General features: G+C 72.0%; 21 protein-coding genes. 13 read left to right on the forward strand and 8 right to left on the reverse strand.

What is annotated here, in order from left to right:
- The first annotated feature begins 17 nt into the window (after positions 1-17).
- From ACGFWI_RS10645 to ACGFWI_RS10655, 3 genes are all read left to right on the forward strand, one after another.
- Positions 18-197: a hypothetical protein gene (locus ACGFWI_RS10645; protein WP_393905568.1), complete on the forward strand. Its 180-nt coding sequence runs from the start codon at positions 18-20 to the stop codon at positions 195-197.
- The gene (locus tag ACGFWI_RS10650) at positions 197-391 is read left to right on the forward strand and encodes a helix-turn-helix domain-containing protein (protein ID WP_393905569.1); all 195 of its coding nucleotides are present in this window, start codon (positions 197-199) and stop codon (positions 389-391) included. The genes ACGFWI_RS10645 and ACGFWI_RS10650 overlap by 1 nt, the downstream gene beginning before the upstream one ends.
- A 478-nt stretch (positions 392-869) precedes the next feature.
- Entirely contained in the window at positions 870-1,367 is a 498-nt protein-coding gene (locus ACGFWI_RS10655; protein WP_393905570.1) for a zinc-binding dehydrogenase, read from the forward strand.
- 87 nt (positions 1,368-1,454) lie between these two features.
- On the opposite strand, the gene ACGFWI_RS10660 is transcribed toward ACGFWI_RS10655, so the two are convergent.
- The 5 genes from ACGFWI_RS10660 to ACGFWI_RS10680 form a co-directional block, all read right to left on the reverse strand.
- On the reverse strand, positions 1,455-1,742 hold the full coding sequence (locus ACGFWI_RS10660) for a hypothetical protein (protein ID WP_393905724.1): 288 nt from the start codon (positions 1,740-1,742) through the stop codon (positions 1,455-1,457).
- 39 nt (positions 1,743-1,781) lie between these two features.
- Positions 1,782-1,940 (reverse strand): hypothetical protein, encoded by a 159-nt coding sequence (locus ACGFWI_RS10665; protein ID WP_393905571.1) that lies wholly within the window; start codon positions 1,938-1,940, stop codon positions 1,782-1,784.
- 231 nt (positions 1,941-2,171) lie between these two features.
- Positions 2,172-3,593, reverse strand: a complete 1,422-nt coding sequence (locus ACGFWI_RS10670; RefSeq protein ID WP_393905572.1) for an Ig-like domain repeat protein — start codon at positions 3,591-3,593, stop codon at positions 2,172-2,174.
- Between the two features lie 398 nt (positions 3,594-3,991).
- The gene (locus ACGFWI_RS10675; protein WP_393905573.1) at positions 3,992-4,213 is read right to left on the reverse strand and encodes a DUF397 domain-containing protein; all 222 of its coding nucleotides are present in this window, start codon (positions 4,211-4,213) and stop codon (positions 3,992-3,994) included.
- The gene (locus tag ACGFWI_RS10680; RefSeq protein ID WP_393905574.1) at positions 4,210-5,040 is read right to left on the reverse strand and encodes a Scr1 family TA system antitoxin-like transcriptional regulator; all 831 of its coding nucleotides are present in this window, start codon (positions 5,038-5,040) and stop codon (positions 4,210-4,212) included. Before ACGFWI_RS10680 ends, ACGFWI_RS10675 begins: the two co-directional genes overlap by 4 nt.
- Positions 5,041-5,229: 189 nt before the next feature.
- Between ACGFWI_RS10680 and ACGFWI_RS10685 the strand changes: the two genes are divergently transcribed.
- A complete protein-coding gene (locus ACGFWI_RS10685; RefSeq protein WP_393905575.1) occupies positions 5,230-5,658 on the forward strand; it encodes a hypothetical protein in 429 nt (142 codons plus the stop codon).
- Here ACGFWI_RS10685 and ACGFWI_RS10690 read toward each other — a convergent pair.
- Positions 5,618-6,502: an aldo/keto reductase gene (locus ACGFWI_RS10690; protein ID WP_393905576.1), complete on the reverse strand. Its 885-nt coding sequence runs from the start codon at positions 6,500-6,502 to the stop codon at positions 5,618-5,620. The two genes, ACGFWI_RS10685 and ACGFWI_RS10690, sit on opposite strands and share 41 nt — an antisense overlap.
- A 37-nt stretch (positions 6,503-6,539) precedes the next feature.
- On the opposite strand from ACGFWI_RS10690, the gene ACGFWI_RS10695 reads away from it, so the two are divergent.
- Positions 6,540-7,328: a TSUP family transporter gene (locus tag ACGFWI_RS10695; RefSeq protein ID WP_393905577.1), complete on the forward strand. Its 789-nt coding sequence runs from the start codon at positions 6,540-6,542 to the stop codon at positions 7,326-7,328.
- A 311-nt stretch (positions 7,329-7,639) separates the two neighbouring features.
- On the opposite strand, the gene ACGFWI_RS10700 is transcribed toward ACGFWI_RS10695, so the two are convergent.
- Entirely contained in the window at positions 7,640-8,002 is a 363-nt protein-coding gene (locus tag ACGFWI_RS10700; protein ID WP_393905578.1) for a cupin, read from the reverse strand.
- 278 nt (positions 8,003-8,280) lie between these two features.
- Here ACGFWI_RS10700 and cutA point away from each other — a divergent pair, with 278 nt between their 5' ends.
- Both cutA and ACGFWI_RS10710 read left to right on the forward strand, forming a co-directional pair.
- Positions 8,281-8,646: a divalent-cation tolerance protein CutA gene (cutA, locus tag ACGFWI_RS10705; protein WP_393905579.1), complete on the forward strand. Its 366-nt coding sequence runs from the start codon at positions 8,281-8,283 to the stop codon at positions 8,644-8,646.
- Between the two features lies 1 nt (position 8,647).
- On the forward strand, positions 8,648-9,706 hold the full coding sequence (locus ACGFWI_RS10710) for a trypsin-like serine peptidase (protein WP_393905580.1): 1,059 nt from the start codon (positions 8,648-8,650) through the stop codon (positions 9,704-9,706).
- Positions 9,707-9,724: 18 nt separating this feature from the next.
- On the opposite strand, the gene ACGFWI_RS10715 is transcribed toward ACGFWI_RS10710, so the two are convergent.
- The gene (locus tag ACGFWI_RS10715) at positions 9,725-10,432 is read right to left on the reverse strand and encodes a vancomycin high temperature exclusion protein (protein ID WP_393905581.1); all 708 of its coding nucleotides are present in this window, start codon (positions 10,430-10,432) and stop codon (positions 9,725-9,727) included.
- A 136-nt stretch (positions 10,433-10,568) separates the two neighbouring features.
- On the opposite strand from ACGFWI_RS10715, the gene ACGFWI_RS10720 reads away from it, so the two are divergent.
- From ACGFWI_RS10720 to ACGFWI_RS10745, 6 genes are all read left to right on the forward strand, one after another.
- Entirely contained in the window at positions 10,569-11,009 is a 441-nt protein-coding gene (locus ACGFWI_RS10720; RefSeq protein ID WP_393905582.1) for a gamma-glutamylcyclotransferase family protein, read from the forward strand.
- A 173-nt stretch (positions 11,010-11,182) separates the two neighbouring features.
- Entirely contained in the window at positions 11,183-12,208 is a 1,026-nt protein-coding gene (locus ACGFWI_RS10725; protein WP_393905583.1) for an adenosine deaminase, read from the forward strand.
- A gap of 139 nt (positions 12,209-12,347) precedes the next feature.
- Positions 12,348-13,229: a sirohydrochlorin chelatase gene (locus ACGFWI_RS10730; RefSeq protein ID WP_393905584.1), complete on the forward strand. Its 882-nt coding sequence runs from the start codon at positions 12,348-12,350 to the stop codon at positions 13,227-13,229.
- Complete coding sequence (locus tag ACGFWI_RS10735) at positions 13,226-14,539, forward strand: deoxyguanosinetriphosphate triphosphohydrolase (protein WP_393905585.1); 1,314 nt, start codon at positions 13,226-13,228, stop codon at positions 14,537-14,539. The genes ACGFWI_RS10730 and ACGFWI_RS10735 overlap by 4 nt, the downstream gene beginning before the upstream one ends.
- A gap of 250 nt (positions 14,540-14,789) precedes the next feature.
- A complete protein-coding gene (locus ACGFWI_RS10740; protein WP_393905586.1) occupies positions 14,790-16,055 on the forward strand; it encodes an NAD(P)/FAD-dependent oxidoreductase in 1,266 nt (421 codons plus the stop codon).
- A 9-nt stretch (positions 16,056-16,064) separates the two neighbouring features.
- A complete protein-coding gene (locus tag ACGFWI_RS10745) occupies positions 16,065-17,066 on the forward strand; it encodes a pyridoxal-phosphate dependent enzyme (protein WP_393905587.1) in 1,002 nt (333 codons plus the stop codon).
- Positions 17,067-17,069: the final 3 nt, after the last annotated feature.

Raw genomic sequence — 17,069 nt, forward strand, 5'->3', positions numbered from 1 at the left:
GAGTGAACATCGCGGTAGTGCGCGTTGACTCCGGCGACAAGCTGACCGTGTGCGACGAGCGTGCGGACGGCCTCACCGTCCAGGTCTACGTGGTGCACACCGGCGGCCCCTGCGGCCGGCCGAGAGCGGCGGCCGGCGCCGGACGTCGCAGCGAACGGGCGAGGTACTCAGCGAAGTTCTCGGCCATACGCGGCTGATGCTGCTGCGCAGTCTGGACCGGCCCTGCACCACCACCCGCCTCGCCGCGGTGCACCACCTCAGCCCGTCCACGGTCTCGTACCACCTCACCCGCCTGCACCGGGCGGGCCTGCTCACCCGGCTGGGGGACGGCAGCAACGTCCGCTACCAGCGCACCGGTGAGGCGGACCGGCTGCTCGCGCATGCCGTGTGACTGCTGAGCGGCCATCGCCCGGACAGGACCCCGTTCACGGTCGGCACCGAGGGAAGGGAGAAACCCCGCACGGCTCACGAGGTCCCTCCCGTAACCGTGCCTGCCCGCCGTGGAGTTGGCTTGTTCCGGACGGGTTGTGTGGGGGGGCGCACGACCATCGATCAGGCCAGTGATCCCGGACGACCGGATGGCCGAGGGCTCGTCCGATGCGGCTGCCGCCGGTACCGGCGCGCTGTGTCGGCCGTACGGGCGGTCGGCCGAACGGGCGGAAGATGACGTCACGACCGCCGCCGCACCTCCGCTGCGGGAAGAGCGAGGGCATGAGCCACGCACACATCCGCGAGCACGGCACGCCTCTCCTCCGAGGCCGCCGCACGGCCCTGGGCCGGCCGACGGTCTCCGCCCACTCCCCGCGTCGAACGGCAGGTACGCAGACGTGAGGGCTTTCGTTCTCCGGAGGGTCGGTGAGGTCGGCGTCATGGAGAAGCCGGTCCCCGAACCCGGCCCCGCCCGTCAGGAACTCGCCCGCCGCTTCGGCGCCGACCTGATCGTCGACCACACACAGTGCGATCCGGTCGAGCGGATCATGGCGCTGACGGACGGCCAGGGGGTCGACGCAGCCATCGAGGCGCTCGGCACCCCGCAGACCTGGGAGGCGACCTTCCGGGTCACGAAGCCGGGAGGCCGCATTTCCAACGTCGGGTACCACGGGGAGGTGCACGAGCCGCTGACGATCCCCCTGGAGCCGTTCGGATACGGGATGTCCGACAAGCAGGTCTACGCCGGGTTCAACCGTGGCGGCCGCGGATGGCTTCGGCGGATCTTCCGGTTGCTGGAGACGGGGAAAGTCGATCCCACGCCGATGACCACGCACGAATTCGGCTTTGACGAGATCGGAACGGCATTCCGGATGATGGCCTCGAAAGAGGGGGGAATCATCAAGCCGCTGATTCATTTCGACGCGGACGGTGCGTAGGTGTTGCCGGTACTGCCGGTTGGGGGCCCATTGCCGGCAGACCGGGAAGGTGGCCATATGCCTGTCGTCAAGAGGGACTTCCCTGGCTCAATCGAGCCACTGAGAAGCGAGCCCGGTGAGGTAGGAGAGGGACAAGGCCGCCGTGGTGATCTGAAACCCGGTCGTCCCTCCGGTCCAGTGGGCGAGCGGCGCCATGGCGGCGGCCACCCAAATGCTCGAACACCAGCCGCAGCTGACCAGGTAGGAGGGTTTGGAGTCGTCGCCGAAGCGGCCGGCGACCCATGAGCGGAATCCCGCCGCCAGAGTGTCCTTCGTGAGGAATCTGGTGATGCGGCAGGTCGCGCCCAGGGAAAGGAGAAACGCCAACAGGCTCATGAGGTCCACCCCGTAACCGTGACTGCCTTAGGCGATCCGCTACTGATTGAGGATGAGGATGGTGCCGATGCCGCCTGCGCGTTGGTTGGCCGCATCAGCCTCTTGCCATGTGTAGTACTGGCGAACAGTGCCGTCGGGCAGGTTCAGCTGGTAGATGGTGACGGTAGGGCGGGCACCGCCGCCGCAATTGCAGCCCATGTTCCGCTCCTTCTGTGTCTTTTCGCGGGGGAGAGGTGAAAGTGGTCCGGTCGGCGGACCTCCCTGCCTCAGGGCCTATCCTTGTGGTCCAGCAGCCGTCCCCCGTACTTGCATTACGGGGGACGGCTGTTTTGCCGGATCGCTTCTCAACTTCCGTACCGGTCACGCCCGTTCAGGGGAGGGGCCCGGCCGTACGCTTCCGGCCGGCAGTACGCGAGCCGGGGCCGGGCGTCAGGTGAGGCAGACGGACAGGGTGCTGGACGAGGAGACGCCCCCGCTGGTCGCGGTGTAGCCGGCGAACAGCACCTGCCCGATGTTGAGGGTGGCCGTGCAGCTGGCGTTTCCGCTCGCGTTGGCCACGGCGGTGCACACCACGGGGCCGGCCGGTCCGTCCAGGTGGAAGGTGACCGTCGCGCCGGGAGTCGCGCCACTCGCGCTGAACGTGGCAGTGGCGAAGGCCCAGGGCACCGGGGGGAAGCTGATCCGGTAGCAGGCGGGGTGCGCCGTGAGCCCCGTTGCCACGCCCACGGCCACGGTCGCCGTGGCGGAGACGCCGGCGCAGGTGCAGGTGGTGCCGGCGGAGAGCACGGTGGCGGTGACGACGTTGACCCCGGCGGGCAGCGCGCTGGTCGTGACGCTGGCCTGACCGGAGGCGTTGGTGAGGCCGATGCCCACGGGTCCGCTGGTGGTGCTGAAGAGTACGGTCGCGCCCGGGACGGGGACGCCGCCGCAGGTGACGGTGGCGGTGAGGGTCACCGGCTGGCCGGCGGTCGGGTTGGCCGGCGTGGACGACAGCGTGACCACGCAGCTCTGTGCCGCGGTGACGTTCACGGTCGCCGTGGCGGAGACGCCGACGCAGGTGCAGGTGGTGGTGGCGGCGACCACGGTGGCCGTGACGACATTGGCGCCGGCCGGCAGCGCGCTGGTGGTCACGCTGGCCTGACCGGAGGCGTTGGTGACGCCGACTCCGACGGGTCCGCTGGTGGTGCTGAAGAGTACGGTCGCGCCCGGGACGGGGACGCCGCCGCAGGTGACGGTGGCGGTGAGGGTCACCGGCTGGCCGGCGGCCGGGTTGGCCGGCGTGGACGACAGCGTGACCACGCAGCTCTGTGCCGCGGTGACGGTCACGGTCGCCGTCGCGGAGATGCCGACGCAGGTGCAGGTGGTGGTGGCGGCGATCACGGTGGCGGTGACGACGTTGACGCCGGACGGCAGCAGGTTGGTGGTGATACTGGCCTGCCCGGCGGCGCTGGTGACGCCGACTCCCAGGGAGCCGCTGGTGGTGGCGAAGACTACGGTGGCGCCCGGTACGGCGACGCCGCCGCAGGTGACGGTGGCGGTGAGGGTCACCGGTTGGCCGGCGGCCGGGTTGGCCGGCGTCGCCGACACCGTGACTACACAGTTCTCCGGCGCGTTGACGGTCACGGTCGCGGTGGCGGCTCCACTGGTGGCACCGGCGGCAACCACTACGCCCGTCGTGGTCCCTGTGAAGGTGACGCTCGCATTGCCCATGGCGTCAGCGGTTGCCGACTGCGGGGCAACCGCGTCGTAGGTGAAGGTGATCACTTCTCCCGGTGCGGCACCGGTGACAGCGGCCTGGAAGGTCTGGCCCACCGTGACGGTGGGCGGGGTGAGAGTGAGAGCGAGTGCCATGTTGGACAGCCCCTTTCGAAGGCTCCGTGGAGGAGGTGGGGGGCTGAGGCACGCCGGAGGGCAGGAAACTGCCCGAGCGCGCTCACCTGCCGGGGGGTGCCCTGAAGAACAACGACGAAACCGCGTCACGCCAGCAGCCGTTCATGGTCCCCCGCCAGGGGATGGGCACCCCACCGTCGGTAGCACTGATTGAAGGGACCGGCGGGTCGCCGCGCCACAGTTGGCGATCGGGTTGACCCGGATGGCGCAGCGCGCGTCAGCGGCGCGTACCGACCCCTCGCCGCATGTGCCGCGCGCCGCCGAAGCGTTGCGCGCGGTAGGCGGGCCGCCGGTCCGCCGACATGACGACGGCCCCCGCCGGGCGACGGGGGCCGGTCATTCGGAGGTGCCGCCGGGACTCAGGCGGCGAACTCCCCGCCCTTGACCGCGGTGATGAACGACGACCAGCCGCCCGCCGGGAAGACGAGCGCCGGACCGTCCGGGTCCTTGGAGTCGCGGACGGGGACGAGGCCATGGGTCTCGGTGAGGGTGCGGGAGAACTCGATGCACTGGCCGCCGTCACCGTCGCTGTAGGACGACTTGGCCCACTCAGTGCTCGTGAGAGCGAGGTCAGTGCTCATGATCTGTACTCCTTCACCAGGGATTTGATGAGGGCCAGTGATTCGCCGGGGGACAGCGCGTGCGCCCTCAGCCGATCGTAACTGTCGAGGTGTAGCGCGACAGTTGGGGCGGAGTCGTACAGCTTGCCGCCCTGCGGGCCGTCGGCGTAAAGCACCGTGGGCGACTTTTCGAAGGTCAGCATGGTGAACGGTCTCGTATGCGCCCCTGGGGCCCCGGCGGAGAACGGGAGGACCTGGAGGTCGATATGCGGTGATTTAACGGCCGTCAGCAGATACTCAAGCTGCCCTGCCATGACTTCAGCGTCACCGACCACCGATCGCAGGCACGCCTCATGGAGGATGACCCACAGCAGCGGTGGGGTCTCCCACTCGAAGAGGTCGCGACGACGCAAACGGGCGGCAACCCTGCCTTCGATCAGGTCCGCATCCTCTCGTGGGTGCGAAGACCGGAAAACTGCCCGCGCGTACGCCTCCGTCTGGAGGAGCCCCATCACCAGGCTCGCCGAGTAATCCAGTATCCCCGACGCCTTCCGCTCCAGATTGAGATACGGAACGAACCAACTCGGGTGATCCCCTTCGTCGATCCTCCGTAACAGTCCCGCGAACAACTCGCCCGTCCCGAAGGTGAGGTCGCAGCCCTTGGCGAACTTCTGGCTGGGTCTGGGCAGCAGCGTGCCGGACTCGACCTTGCAGACGTAGCCCTCGGAGTATCCGGTGGCCTTGCCCAGGTGCTTCTGTGTGAGCTTGCGGGCCAGCCGTACCTGTCTGATGTCACGGCCGAAACGCTGTAGCGGATTCAAGTGCTCGGGCGGCGTCGTCTCGTCCAACGCGGTGACCTCTCGTCATATGCGCGCATACCGGCATCGCGGCAGGTCACAGACTTGAGCGAGGCCGGTTCAAGCGTCCCCATTCTATTGCCCGTTGCGTTGTCGCGGTGACCAAATGGCTACACCCGGTATCCGGCCGGGGCGTGATCCCGCCGCCACGAACGAGCCCGTAGTTACGGAGTGGACACCATGACCGACGCCATCGCGCGGCTCCTGCCGTGGGCCGGCCCGGAGGGCAAGCCGTGCTTTCTCGTCAGTGACGGAACCGGGTACGTGTCCCGTGTCGCCGACGCCATGGAGGCGGCGCAGATGGCTCTGGCCGCCGAACTCATCGCGGAGGCGCGCCGCGTCCTGGCGGGGCGGACCTGGACCTCGGGCGAACTGCACCTGCTGACGGTCGAGTTGACCGAATCCCTCGTCGAGGTGCACCGCGTCGCGGAGAGCCGGGGCGCGCGCCTGCCCGCGCCCGCCGACGACCCCGAGGTGACCGGCACGGGAGACGATGGAGGGCAGTACGACGGGGACCGGGGCGAAGGGCGCCGGGGCGAAGGGGGCCGGGGCGACGGCGGCCCGCCGGCTATGCGGCCGCGCCCAGCTGCGCCAAGTCCCCCTCCGTGAGGGCGATATCCGCAGCGGCCATGTTCTCGTCGAGGTGGGCGGCCGAACCCGTGCCGGGGGTGGGCAGCAGGACGGGGGAGCGGTGCAGCAGCCAGGCCAGCGCGATCTGGCCGGGAGTCGCGCCGTGCCGGGCGGCGACCGCGGCGACCGCGGCGAGCGCCGTGCCCGCGCCCTCGGCCAGCGTGCCGTGGCCCAGCGGGAACCACGGCAGAAACGCCGTGCCCCGCTTCTCGCACAGCTCCAGGACGTCCTCCGCGGCGCGGTCCAGCAGGTTGTAGCGGTTCTGCACCGAGGCGATGGGGGCGATCTCCTGCGCCCGGGTCAGCTCGTCCGCGCCGATGGAATCCAGTCCGATGTGCCGGATCTTTCCCGTCTGTTGGAGCTCCCGCAGCGCGCCCAGCTGGTCGGCCAGCGGCACCTCCGGGTCGAGCCGGTGCAGCTGGTAGAGGTCGATGGTGTCGATGCGCAGCCGCCGCAGGCTCGCCTCGCACCTGGCACGCAGCTGCTCGGGGCGCCCCGCGAGGTGCCAGACGTCCGGGCCGGTGCGGACCACCCCGCCCTTCGTCGCGATCACCAGCCCCGCCGGATACGGGTGCAGGGCGCGCGCCACCAGCTCCTCCGCCACGTCCGGGCCGTAGTTGTCGGCGGTGTCGATCAGCGTGACCCCGCGCTCGACGGCCCGGTGCAGCAGCGCGACGGAGCGCTGCGGATCGTCGTGCCGAGGCCCCCAGTAGCCGGGGCCGACGAGCCCGCCGGTCCCGAAACCCAGCCGCCGGACGGGCAGATCCCCACCGATCGGAAAGGTGGCTCCCACAGCCTCGGCCCCCGCAGTTTCGGCATTCATGCAGGGGAGCCTAGGGCGTGGTCCATAAGATCAAGCGGTGCCTCCTGACATATCACTGTTCACCCTGACCCTGCTCTGTCTGGCCGCCCTCGCGGCGGGCTGGATCGATGCCGTGGTGGGCGGCGGCGGACTGCTGATGCTCCCCGCCCTGCTCGTCGGCCTGCCGCACACCCCGGTCGCGTACGTCCTCGGGACCAACAAGTCCACCGCCATCGCGGGCACCACCGCGGCCGCGGTCACCTATGTCCGCAAGGCCCCGATCGATGTGCGGAGCGCGCTGCGCATCGGCCTCGCCGCGCTGGGCGGGTCGCTGGCCGGGGCGTTCTTCGCGGCCGGTATCCACAGCGAGGTGCTGCGCCCGCTGATCATGGCCGTCCTGCTGGGGGTGCTCGCCTTCATCCTCTTCCGCCCGGCCTTCGGGACCGCCCCCGCACCCTCGGGGCCGGTTTCCCGCCGGCGCACAGTGACGGCCATCCTCGTCGCGGGCCTGGGCATCGGCTTCTACGACGGCCTGATCGGGCCCGGGACCGGTGCGTTCCTCGTCATCGCGCTCACCGCGATCCTCCACATGGACCTGGTCACCTCGTCGGCCACCGCCAAGGTCGTCAATGCCTGCACCAATGTCGGCGCGCTGACGATGTTCGCGATCCAGGGCACCGTGCTGTGGCAACTGGGCCCCCTGCTGGCGCTGTTCAACCTCGTCGGCGGCATGGTGGGCGCCAGGATGGCTCTCAAGCGCGGCACCGGCTTCGTCCGGGGCGTCCTTGTGGTCGTGGTCGTCGCTCTGTTGTGCAAGCTGGCCTACGACCAGTGGCTGGCGGTCTGACCCGGCCGGCGGTCCCGGCGCCGTCCGCCGCGCTCAGAACCGGCAGTGGTACATCCGCGACATGTCCCGCACCGCGGGCACCTTCAGTAGAGCGTGGCGAGAAGGGTTTCCTTCTCCTCGGTCAGCTGGACCTTCGTGCTCGGGCTGGTCATGTTCCGGAGAGTACACAACATTCAGAAAAATGTGAATACTGGGAAGTTTCCTCAGCCCCCAGCCCCCAGCCCCTCGGTTCTCCCGGTGCCCCCGGCCCCCGCCGCATCCCGGCCCCCTCGGTGCCCCCAGTCCCGCCGTGCGCCGTGCCCCGTGCGCCCCTACTCCCGTACCGCCCTCGCGATCGCCGTGGGGCGCGCCCCTGCCGCTATCTCCGTGACGGCCGTCAGCAGTACCGCCGAGTCCTCGACGGCCAGCAGGCCGTGCCGCTCCCGCGGGTCGGCGACCTGACCAGCCGTCAATTCCCGGCCGCCGCCCGGCCCGGTCAGCCGGACCCGCCCGTGCAGCACCTGCAGGCTCGCCGCCGGGGGTGCGTTGTGTTCGTCCAGCTCGGCGCCCGCGACCAGCGCGATCACGGTCTGCCGCAGCGGGCCGTCGTGCAGAAAGAGCCGGGCGCTGCGCCCGTGGGCGGAGGTCCTGGCCTCGTCGAGCTGTTGGCGGGCGAGCGCGTCGAGATCGTCCATGATGCTGGCCTTTCGCGTGCGGACCGGCGGCTGGGCTCCCTCTCCATCGTTGCCTGTGCACGGGGGGACGCAACCGGGGACCGTGTTCGCGGGCCCCGGCGTCCGCGTCCGGAGCGGGACGGCGTCCGGGTCAATACCGCCGCGGGGCGGGCCCGTCACTTACGGGATGATCATCACGGTCGTACGATGCGATGCGGTCCCGTGCCATCGGTCAGGCGTGCTTGACCGATGCGGCCCCACCGTCCCGCCCGTCCCCCCACCATGAAGGATGCGCAACCGTGGCCGACCCGAATGCCCCGAACCAGCCGCCCGATCCCGCCGGGCGGCCGGCCCGATTCCTGACCGTCATGACGACCATCGACAGCGAAGCCAAGGCCGGGCAACTGGCGCGCGGTGCGATCGAGGGCAGGCTCGCCGCCTGCGCGCAGGTCAGTGCGCCGGTGACCTCGGTGTTCCGCTGGGACAACGCGATCGAGACCGGCCAGGAGTGGCAGGTGCTGTTCAAGACGGCCGAGGCGCGCTACGAGGCGCTGGAGGCCTATCTCCTCCAGGCGCACGACTACGACACCCCCGAGATCATCGCCACGCCGGTCACCCGCGGTGGCGCCGGCTATCTGTCCTGGGTCGCGAAGGAGACGAGCTGACGTGCAGCGAGAGAACACCGGCCGCGACGGAATGACGCGAGTCGAGCAGGACCGGCCCGGCCGGCGGCGATGGAGGAGGACCACGACGGCCGCCCTCGGTATGGCGATGTGCCTGGCCACCGCACCCTTCAGCCACGCGGTCGACGGCGGGCGGGGGCAGGCGCCGAGCACCGGCAAGCCCACCCCCGCTCCCGGCGCCACCTGGACCAGCCGGGACGCCGCCGCCTACTGGACGGCCGACCGGATGGCGGCCGCCGCACCCGCCGGGCGCGACACCCCGGCCGCCCCCGCCGCACCGTCGGCCGGGCGCGACACCACCGCACCCACCGCCGCGCCCGGCCCCCGGACCCGGGCCGCCGCCCCCGCGGCCCGATCCGCCGCCACCGCACGGCACTTCGACGGCATCCCGTCCGTCGGCGTGCTGTTCTCCGTCGACGGGGACGCCCGGGCGCACCACTGCACCGCCAGCGTGGTGCACAGCCCGCACGGCAATCTGATCCTCACCGCCGGGCACTGCAATCCGGGAACCCGGGCCGCTTTTGTCCCGCAGTATCGTTCCGGCGCGGCCCACCAGCCGAACGGGGTCTGGGCGATCGACGACACCTTCGCCTACCCCGGCCGTGGCACCACCGGCGCCGGGGCGGACCTCGACTTCGCCTTCGCCACCGTCGCCCCCGGCGAGGACGGCCGCCCCCTGGAGGAGGTCACCGGCGGCAACACCCTCTCCCCGACGCCCGGTTACACCAATGACGTCACCGTCGTCGGCTACCCGAACGTCCGTCACGACCCCCAGGACCGGGCCGTACGCTGCGCCACCCGCACCAGCCGGCTGTCCGGCACCCGTGAACTGCGCATGGAGTGCGGCGGGTTCTACGGCGGCACCTCCGGCAGCCCCTGGCTGACCGACTTCGACGAGGAGAGCGGGACCGGCCGGGTCATCGGTCTGATCGGCGGCGTCAACGGCGGTGGCCCCAAGGGGTCGGACAAGGACCGCATCTCCTACAGCCCGTACTTCGGAGCGAAGGTCCTCGACCTCTACTCCCGCGCGTCACAGGCCTGATCCGAGGGGGCGGAGGCGCTACCGCAGCGCCTCCGTCACCCCCTTCTCGTGCGGCCCGAGGAAGTGCGGATCGGGCCGCAGCAGCGCGTCCACCGCCGCCTTCCCGGCCGCGAAGACCTCCCGGACACCGCCGTACGCCCAGGTCACATCGTGCTTCGCGGCCACTCCGACGCCGTACGAGTCGACACCGGCCGCCGCACACAGCGCCAGCGCGCGCCGGATGTGGAAGCCCTGGCTGACCAGCACCGCCCGGTCCACGCCGAAGATCCGGTGCGCACGGCTGCAGGAATCCCAGGTGTCGAAGCCCGCATAGTCGCTGACGACCTTGCGGGCCGGGACGCCGTGCCGCACCAGATAGGCGCGCATCGCATCCGGCTCGTCGTAGTCGTGCCGGCTGTTATCGCCGGTGACCAGGACCGCGTGGACCGTGCCCCGGTCGTACAGTGCGGCGGCCGCGTCCAGCCGGTGGGCGAGGTACGGCGACGGCGCGCCGTTCCACAGGCCCGCACCGAACACGATGGCGACGGGCGCGGCGGGCACGTCCGCGACACTGCGCACCCGGGGGCCCGCCGTCGCGTTCATCCAGGTCGCGGGCGCCAGCGCCAGCACCGTCAGGGCCACGACGACCTGATAGGCGCGGCGCCGGCCGCGCCGGGTCCGCGGCAGCCGTATCCGGCGCACCCCGCTCCGTATGCGCCGAACCGGCCCCGGCCCCTGCGCTCGCATCCCGTGCCCCCCGTTCCCGATCACGTATGTCGTGATCGATCTCGCTGGCTGCGACGCCCACCGCGCCGTGATGGTTGCACCGGCGGCCTGGCATCGTGGCAGGGGGAGCACCCTGTCCCGGAGAGGAAGCATCGCCATGACCACCGAGCCCGAGCGGCTGCCGTTCTTCGTCTACGGAACGCTGCGCCCCGGCGAGGCCAACCACGCCTGGGCCCTGCGCGGCCGGACCGCGGCCGAGGAACCGGCGCACATCGGTGGCGCGCTGCTGTACGACGGCCCCGGATACCCGTACGCGACGGCCGGACCCGCCGGTGCGGTGGTCCACGGTGCCCTCGTCCTGCCCCGCGACGCCGACTACGACGAGGTGTGCGCCGTCCTGGACCGGCTGGAGGACTACGCCCCCGGCGACCCGGAGAACCTCTACGAGCGGGTGAGCACCGAGGCCGTGTGCGCGGACGGCCGGACCGTACGGGCCTGGGTCTACCTCGCGGCCGAGCGCCTCGCCGCCCGGCTGCACGCCACCGGCACCCCCATCGAGGGCGGCAACTGGCCGGCATCGAGGACGGCGGCCGGCTGAACGGCGCCGCGGTCGGACGAAACCGGCGCGCGGCGGGCCCACGCCGCCGCGGAACGAAACCGGCGGGCCACCGCCCCGGGCGCCGCCGCGGCACCGCGCCCCACCCCGGATAACCTGGACGACTCCTCGCCGACCGAGGCCCCTTCCCGTACCGCAGAACAGGTGTGACCCGCGTGGCTTCCTCCCCGTCCTCCCCCTCCAACGCAACCGCCCCCGCGCCGCTGCCCAAGGCGGAGCTGCATCTGCACATCGAGGGCACCCTGGAGCCCGAGCTGGCCTTCGCGCTCGCCGAGCGCAACGGCGTCGCGCTGCCGTACTCCACCGAGGACGAGCTGCGCCGCGCCTACTCCTTCGCCGATCTGCAGTCCTTCCTGAACCTCTACTACGCGCTGATGGCCGTGCTGTGCACCGAGGACGACTTCGCCGACCTCGCCCACGCCTATCTCGCCCGCGCCAAGGAGCAGGGTGTACGGCACGCGGAGATCTTCTTCGACCCGCAGGCGCATACCGGGCGCGGCGTCCCGATCGGCACCGTCATCAACGGCCTGGCCCGCGCGCTGGACAGCGCCCGGGAGACCTACGGCATCAGCACCCGCCTGATCATGTGCTTCCTGCGCGACGAGAGCGCCGAATCCGCCCTGGCGACCTTCGAGGCGGCCCGCCCGTACCTGGACCGGATCACCGCCGTCGGCCTGGACTCGGCCGAGGTCGGGCACCCGCCGTCGAAGTTCAGGGAGGTCTTCGCGCTGGCACGGGAGGCCGGGCTCAAGTGCGTGGCGCACGCGGGGGAGGAGGGGCCCCCGGCCTATGTGTGGGAGGCCCTGGACATCCTCGGCGTGGACCGGATCGACCACGGTGTGCGCTCCCTGGAGGACGAGCGGCTGGTGGCCCGCCTGGTGGCCGACCAGGTGCCGCTCACGGTCTGCCCGCTGTCCAACGTCCGGCTGCGGGTCATCGACGACCTCGCCGACCATCCGCTGCCCGCGATGCTGGACGCCGGACTGCTGGTGACCGTCAACTCCGACGACCCCGCCTACTTCGGCGGCTACGCGGACGACAACTTCACCGCCGTACGCGATGCCCTCGGCCTCGACGGGGAGACCCTGCGCACCCTCGCCCGCAACTCCTTCCACGCCTCGTTCCTCGATGAGGCGGCCCGCGCGGAGTACCTGAAGGAAGTCGACGCGCACCAGGGGTAGCCGGGAGCGGGCGGCAGGGGCGTGCGAGGTCCCCTGCCGCCCGACCTTTCCCCGCGCCGGCCGTCGGTGGCAGCCGGAGGGAACACGAAGTTCGCCGCGGGGTAACGGCACCGCAACGCCCGGCTGGCACGCTCACGCCATGACGGCGCCGATACCGCACCTGCCCTCCGCGTCCCCCGCCCCCCTCGGCACCGGCGACCTCGCCGCCGAGATCAGCGCACAGCTCAGCAACCGGCTCAGCCGGGTCCGGCTGCACGGCTTCCGCCACCCGGCACCGCCCGCCCCCACCCTCGTCGCGGTGGCCCACGGCAGCCGCGACCCCCGCGCCCTGCCCGCCGTCCGGGCGCTGCTCGACCGGGTCCGGGCGCTGCGCCCCGGTCTGCCCGTACGGCTCGGGCACCTCGAGCTGAACCGTCCGCTGCTCGCCGACACCCTCGCGGAGCTGCACGGTGCGGCCGTCCTCGTCCCGCTGCTCTTCGGCCGCGGCCATCACGTCACCCACGACCTGCCCGCCGCGCTGACGGCCGCACCCCACCTGACCGGCCGGGTCGCCGCACCCCTCGGGCCGCACACCCTCCTCGCGGAGGCGCTGCACGACCGTCTGCTGGAGGCCGGATTCCCCGGGGACCGCTCCCCGCGCACCGCCGTGGTCCTGGCCGCCGCCGGCTCCCGGGCCCCGCGGTCCGCCCAGGACACCGAGCGCATCGCACAGCTGCTCTCGGACCGGCTCGGCGGCACCCCCGTCCTGCCCGCCTACGCCTCGGCCGCCGCCCCCACCGTCGCCGACGCGGTCCGTGCGCTGACCGCCCGCGGACACGACCGGATCGCCGTCGCCGGCTGCTTCACCGCCCCCGGACGCTTCGCCACCCAGTGCGCGGCCGCCGCCCCCGGGCCCGCCGCCGCCCCCCTGGGCGACCACCCCGCGCTGGCCCGCCTCGTACTGCGCCGCTACGACCAGGCGCTCCTTGCGCGTACCGGATCCGACCCCGAGAGCACCAGGGCGGCTACCGTCGCTGTATGACGGGCACACCACCGACCATCCCCGGCTACACCACGGCCGATACCGAGCGCTGGGTCCCCGAGCCCGACAAACGGCCGGGACGCACCGCCTTCCAGCGCGACCGCGCCCGGGTGCTGCACTCGGCCGCGCTGCGCCGGCTGGCCGGCAAGACCCAGGTCGTCACCCCGGGCGCACTCACCCCCGCCTGGGACGCCAGCCCGCGCACCCGCCTGACCCATTCCCTGGAGTGCGCCCAGGTCGGCCGGGAGCTCGGCGCGGCCCTCGGCTGTGACCCGGACCTGGTCGAGACTGCCTGTCTGGCGCACGATCTCGGCCATCCGCCCTTCGGGCACAACGGCGAGCAGACCCTCAACGAAGTCGCCGTGCCCTGCGGCGGCTTCGAGGGCAACGCCCAGTCGCTGCGGCTGCTGGCCCGTCTGGAGCCCAAGCGGTTCGTGCCCGCCCCGGACGGCTCGACGGTCAGCGTCGGACTGAACCTCAGCCGCGCCGCCCTCGACGCGGCCACCAAGTACCCCTGGCCGCGCGGCGCGCACCCCACCGACCCGGCGTCCCCGAAGTTCGGGGTCTACGAGGACGACCTGCCGGTCTTCGACTGGTTCCGGCAGGACACGCCCGACGGGGCGCGGAGCTTCGAGGCGCAGGTCATGGACTGGTCCGACGACGTGGCGTACTCGGTGCACGACGTCGAGGACGGGCTGCACGCCGGACACCTCGACCCCAACCTCCTGCTCGCCGACGCCGAACGCGCCGAGATCTTCGCGGTCGCCGGTGAGCGCTATGCGCCCGGCGCCGGATCCGAGGAGCTGACGGCGGCGCTGGACCGACTCCTGGACCAGGAGTGGTGGCCGCACGGCTACGACGGTTCCGCGCTCGCCCAGGCCCGCTTGAAGGACGCCACCAGCCAGCTGATCGGCCGTTTCTGTCTCGCGGCCGAGGCCGCGACCCGGGCCCGGTGGGGGAGCGGGCGGCTCACCCGCTACGGAGCCGAGCTGGTGGTTCCGGCCGAAACGCAGCTGGAATGCGCCGTTTTGAAAGCCGTCGCCGACCGATACGTCATGCAGCGCCCCGACCAGGAAGCGCTCCGTGCCGACCAGCGCGTCGTCATCGCCGAACTGGCCGAGGCACTGCTCGCCCGCGCCCCCGACGGCCTTGACCCGCAGTTCCGTTCACTGTTCGACGCGGCCCCCGATGACACCGCGCGGATGCGCGCCGTCATCGACCAGATCGCGGCCCTGACCGACACCTCGGCCCGCTCTCTGCACGCCCGTCTCACCCGAAACCCTGGTCACACCACGGGCAACCGCGGGTAACCCTAGGGGGAGTCCCTCTTCCCCCCTCACGCTCCGTGCGGGACGCTCGAACCCGGCCGTTTTCGAACGGAGCACCCTGACATCAGTGAACAGAGAACCCTGACCACAGCGCAGGGGAGACCCGGTCACCAGCGGACGGGAACCCCGACGGCGGCAACGGCATCAACGGGGGAAAGCAGACCGGGGGTACATCGGGGGGCGTTTACGGACGCGGACGCGGACGTACGGCACCGCAACGAGGAGGAAGCAAGTGGTCGACGCACACCAGACGTTCGTCATCGTCGGGGGTGGCCTGGCCGGCGCAAAGGCCGCGGAGACTCTCCGCGCGGAAGGGTTCACCGGCCGGGTGATCCTCATCTGTGACGAGCGCGACCACCCGTACGAGCGTCCCCCGCTCTCCAAGGGGTTCCTGCTCGGGAAGGAAGAGCGCGACAGCGTTTTCGTCCATGAACCCGCCTGGTACGCCCAGGCACAGATCGAGCTCCACCTGGGCCAGCCCGCCGTCCGCCTCGACCCCGAGGCCAGGACCGTACGCCTCGGCGACGGCACCCTGATCGCCTACGACAAGCTGCTGCTGGCGACCGGCGCCGAGCCACGCCGCCTGGACATCCCCGGTACCGGACTGGCCGGCGTGCACCACCTGCGCCGCCTGGCCCACGCCGAACGGCTGCGCGGCGTACTGGCCTCGCTCGGCCGCGACAACGGACACCTCGTCATCGCCGGCGCCGGCTGGATCGGCCTGGAGGTCGCCGCCGCGGCCCGCTCCTACGGCGCCGAGGTGACCGTCGTCGAGGCCGCGCCGACACCGCTGCACGGCATCCTGGGACCCGAACTCGGCGGCCTGTTCACCGATCTGCACCGCGAACACGGCGTCCGCTTCCACTTCGGCGCCCGCTTCACCGAGATCGTCGGGCAGGACGGCGTGGTGCTCGCGGTGCGCACCGACGACGGCGAGGAGCACCTCGCCCACGACGTGCTCGCCGCGATCGGCGCCGCCCCGCGCACCGCGCTCGCCGAACAGGCCGGGCTGGACCTCGCCGACCCGGAGGCCGGCGGCGGCGTGGCCGTCGACGCGGCGCTGCGCACCTCCGACCCGTACATCTACGCCGCCGGCGATGTCGCCGCCGCCGACCACCCGCTGCTGGACACCCGGCTGCGGGTCGAGCACTGGGCCAACGCCCTCAACGGCGGCCCGGCCGCCGCGCGCGCCATGCTCGGCCAGGACATCAGCTACGACCGCATCCCGTACTTCTTCTCCGACCAGTACGACGTCGGCATGGAGTACTCCGGCTACGCCCCGCCCGGCTCCTACGAGCAGGTCGTCTGCCGCGGCGACGTCGCCAAGCGGGAGTTCATCGCCTTCTGGCTCGGCGCGGACGGCCGGCTGCTCGCGGGGATGAACGTCAACGTCTGGGACGTCGCCGAATCCATCCAGCAACTGATCCGGGGCGGGGCGCGGTTGGAGCCCGGAGCGCTGGCGGATCCGGAGGTTCCGCTGGCCTCACTGCTCCCGTAGCGTGCCCGCATGACGCAGAACCCCATCGGTTCCACCGGCCCCGGCAGCACCGACGTCCCGGTCGTCACGCTCGACGACGTCCGGGACGCCGCCCGGCGGCTGGCGGGAGTGGCACACCGCACCCCCGTGCTGCGCTCCCGCACCCTCGACGCACTGGTCGGTGCCGAGGTCCACCTCAAGTGCGAGACCTTCCAGCGGGGCGGCGCCTTCAAGTTCCGCGGCGCCTACAACGCCCTCTCCAGGCTGACCCCGCAGGAGCTGGCCCGCGGGGTCGTCGCCCATTCCTCCGGCAACCACGCCCAGGCACTCGCACTGGCCGCCCGGGAGCTGGGCAGCCATGCCGTCATCGTGATGCCCGAGGACTCCCCGAAGTCCAAGAAGGACGCCACCGCCGGATACGGCGCCGAGATCATCTACTACGACCGGTACACCGAGGACCGCACCGCCCTCAGCCGGCGGCTCGCCGAGGAGCGCGGCCTCGCCCTGATCCCGCCGTTCGACCACCCGCACGTCATCGCGGGCCAGGGCACCACCGCCCTGGAACTGATCGAGGAGACCGGCCCGCTCGACGCCCTGCTGGTGCCGGTCGGCGGGGGCGGGCTGATGGCCGGCGCCGCCACCGCGGCCACCGCCCTGGTCCCCGGCATCCGGATGATCGGCGTGGAGCCGGAGGCCGGCGACGACACCCGGCGCTCACTGGCCGCAGGCCACCGCGTCACCGTCCCCGTCCCGCGCACCATCGCCGACGGCCAGGCCGTCGAAACCCCCGGCGAGCTGACCTTCGCCGTCAACCGGCGCCTGCTCGACTCGGTCGTCCTGGTCAGCGACGACGAGATCCGCGCGGCCATGAAGCTGGCCTTCGAACGGCTGAAGATCGTCACCGAGCCCAGCGGCGCCAGCGCCCTGGCCGCCCTGCTCGCCGGGCGCATCGATCCGCTCCCACCCCGCGTCGGCGTGATCATCTCAGGAGGCAACGTGGGGGTGGAGCGCTTTCTGGAGCTGCTGGGCTGACGG

The sequence above is a fragment of the Streptomyces sp. NPDC048434 genome, assembly GCF_043200375.1.
Lineage (GTDB): Bacteria > Actinomycetota > Actinomycetes > Streptomycetales > Streptomycetaceae > Streptomyces.